Raw genomic sequence first — 2312 nt, forward strand, 5'->3', positions numbered from 1 at the left:
TCAACTGTAAATACAGCTTGTTGTACCGTCAACATGTGATTCACCTCCTTGTCTATCAATATTCACATCATAGACAGGAAAAGCAAAAAATATTCAGCTCACTTTATGATGTGGCTGAATAGTTACCTTTCATCGCCGGGTGAGATAGCGCTAGTTCAATTGCAAGCTTGCCACCTTGTGAAGCGCCGGCTAGTATGATTTCATTTTCTTTCGTTAAATAGTTGTTTTGAAAAAGGTGATACAAATGTTCAATATCTTTTATCGCTGTTTCCTTGTCATCCCAGCAAAAAGTTTCATATCCGCGAACTTGTGAAGATTGTGCAAAACCAAACATGTATTGTTTAAGAAGCTCTTCATTTTTCCAATATTCCGCAAAATCACGCGCATTATCTTTTCGCCAATGTAATGACAAAATGGCTGTTTTGTCTTTGTTATTTCCTATAACATAAAGTTGTGGGAGCGACCGTTTTTGTTGATCTTGCCAACGCTGTTTGCATATTTGCACGATTTTCTGAAATTCTTCCTTATCTTTAATTGAACTTAACATTTCTTCGGTTAATAACGTTTCCGGGTTCCACCAGACACCTTGCTCCATTGCTAGTTTTAACTGTGTTAATGCTTCTGTAGGCTGATTAAGCTGAACTAACAAACAAGATTTCCAAAAACTCGTATAATAAATCTTCTCGCGATACAAAGCTTCAGCCTTTTCCGAAAGAATGAACGCCTTTTTCCATTCTTTTTGCTCAAGTAATTGTAAAAATTCTCGATGCAGATCAATAAACCTTTTACTCATAGAACATTTCCTCCGACAATTTCACATCTGTTTCAAAAAAACCGAGCAACAGCCGCTGCTTTGCTTTATCCAATTCCAACCTGACTAACATGTGCAAAAACAAAACTGTTTATTTAATTCAATTCGTTCACTTCAACTTCGTTTCGACCAGTAGATTGACACGATACTTCTCTCCTGCCGTCACATCCGTAAACAGTTCTTCCGACAAAAACGACACGCACTGAAAATCAATATGCTCATGCACTCGCGGGAAAACGAGAAGAATAAACTCTTCAAAAAACGTTTGGAGCAGCTCTTTAAACAACCGATCTTGGTCGACTTCCATATATTGCATCCTTCCCGAAAACTTTACATACTTTTTCGATGAAACACTCGAAACTCCTCCTCTCCCATCCATATTTTTTACAAAAACAAACAGAGAGCACGAGGACTCTCTGTTTCTTCAAATCTCGATAATCTTCGGAAAGTGACAGGCACTGCGACCATATCAGGTATGAAGCCCCATATTCCTATCGCTTTGATCGCTCCTTTGGCTGCCATTTGCATCTCTCTATAACCATTGTGTATCATGGCACTATTCAATAGTTCTTACGTATCCTTTCTACTTCGCAATTTACCTTTAATTTCTTTGACCTGTAATCTAATGAAAATGGCAAAACATAATATAGCCACAACCACAATTACTAAGGTAGCTATATAAGGTTCGATAAAGTCAGAAATAGGTGTATAAACAAGCATAAATCCCAGTAATGTAGGGATGATTGCATAAACATAATCGGTGTCTTTCGTCTTGATGATGCGAAACAGTAGAAAATAGATAAAGACCACGAGGAAAATTCCGTTTATTTCGTAAGCTCCCACTATAAGCCCTCCTAGTTGCTAGTTGCCCGCAGTTGAGTACCCTTTTCTAAAACCATTCGCAAATATGGCTATGTCAGGTATGAATCCCCATATTCCTATCGCTTTAATCGCTCCTTTAGCTGCTCCCTTGGCTACCATTTGTGTTGCTGCTTTTTCGATCCTTCCAACTTCTAATCGTGTTTCTGCTTTAGAAATACGCATTTCTACTTCTGCTCGTGCATTTTTAGCTCCCTTAATCCCTCCCCCAACAGCCGGACCTACCTTACTAGCAGTATTAGCAGCACCACTCCAATCAATTCCATACGAAGCCGCTACATCCTTTAATCCTTGTTTAATTCCTGATTCAATTCTGCTCCATGTAGACATGTCTAACCATCCTTTCCACTAGAAATGAAATTTAGTGCTAAGTAATGAATAGCTGTACTCCATAGAAACATTTATTTATATTGAATAAGAAAAATCCAAACAGTACCTCCTATGTTTTTTGATCAAAATGATAGCTATAAGAATTAAAATACTTCTTACCATATGTGTAACTATTCAGCCACATCATAAAGTGAGCTGAATATTTTTTGCTTTTCCTGTCTATGATGTGAATATTGATAGACAAGGAGGTGAATCACATGTTGACGGTACAACAAGCTGTATTTACAGTTGA

At 37.8% G+C, this 2312-nt stretch carries 3 protein-coding genes and 1 pseudogene; all 4 read right to left on the reverse strand.

The features are described 5' to 3' along the window. Positions 1-103 precede the first annotated feature (103 nt). Positions 104-793, reverse strand: coding sequence for an alpha/beta hydrolase (locus K1I44_RS14875; RefSeq protein WP_219986617.1), 690 nt, complete (start codon positions 791-793; stop codon positions 104-106). A gap of 130 nt (positions 794-923) precedes the next feature. After that, positions 924-1118: pseudogene (locus K1I44_RS15550) on the reverse strand (DUF4351 domain-containing protein); the annotation flags it as partial. Positions 1119-1381: 263 nt separating this feature from the next. Then, the gene (locus tag K1I44_RS14885) at positions 1382-1654 is read right to left on the reverse strand and encodes a hypothetical protein (RefSeq protein ID WP_015863918.1); all 273 of its coding nucleotides are present in this window, start codon (positions 1652-1654) and stop codon (positions 1382-1384) included. Positions 1655-1672: 18 nt separating this feature from the next. Continuing rightward, entirely contained in the window at positions 1673-2020 is a 348-nt protein-coding gene (locus tag K1I44_RS14890; RefSeq protein ID WP_219986618.1) for a hypothetical protein, read from the reverse strand. Positions 2021-2312 lie beyond the last annotated feature (292 nt).

This window comes from Anoxybacillus sp. ST4, from assembly GCF_019448545.1.
Lineage (GTDB): Bacteria > Bacillota > Bacilli > Bacillales > Anoxybacillaceae > Anoxybacillus > Anoxybacillus pushchinoensis.

Excerpts from the sequence above, each read along its gene's own strand:
- K1I44_RS14875 (WP_219986617.1), bottom strand. The coding sequence starts at position 793 with ATGAGTAAAAGGTTTATTGATCTGCATCGAGAATTTTTACAATTACTT.
- K1I44_RS14890 (WP_219986618.1), bottom strand. The coding sequence starts at position 2,020 with ATGTCTACATGGAGCAGAATTGAATCAGGAATTAAACAAGGATTAAAG.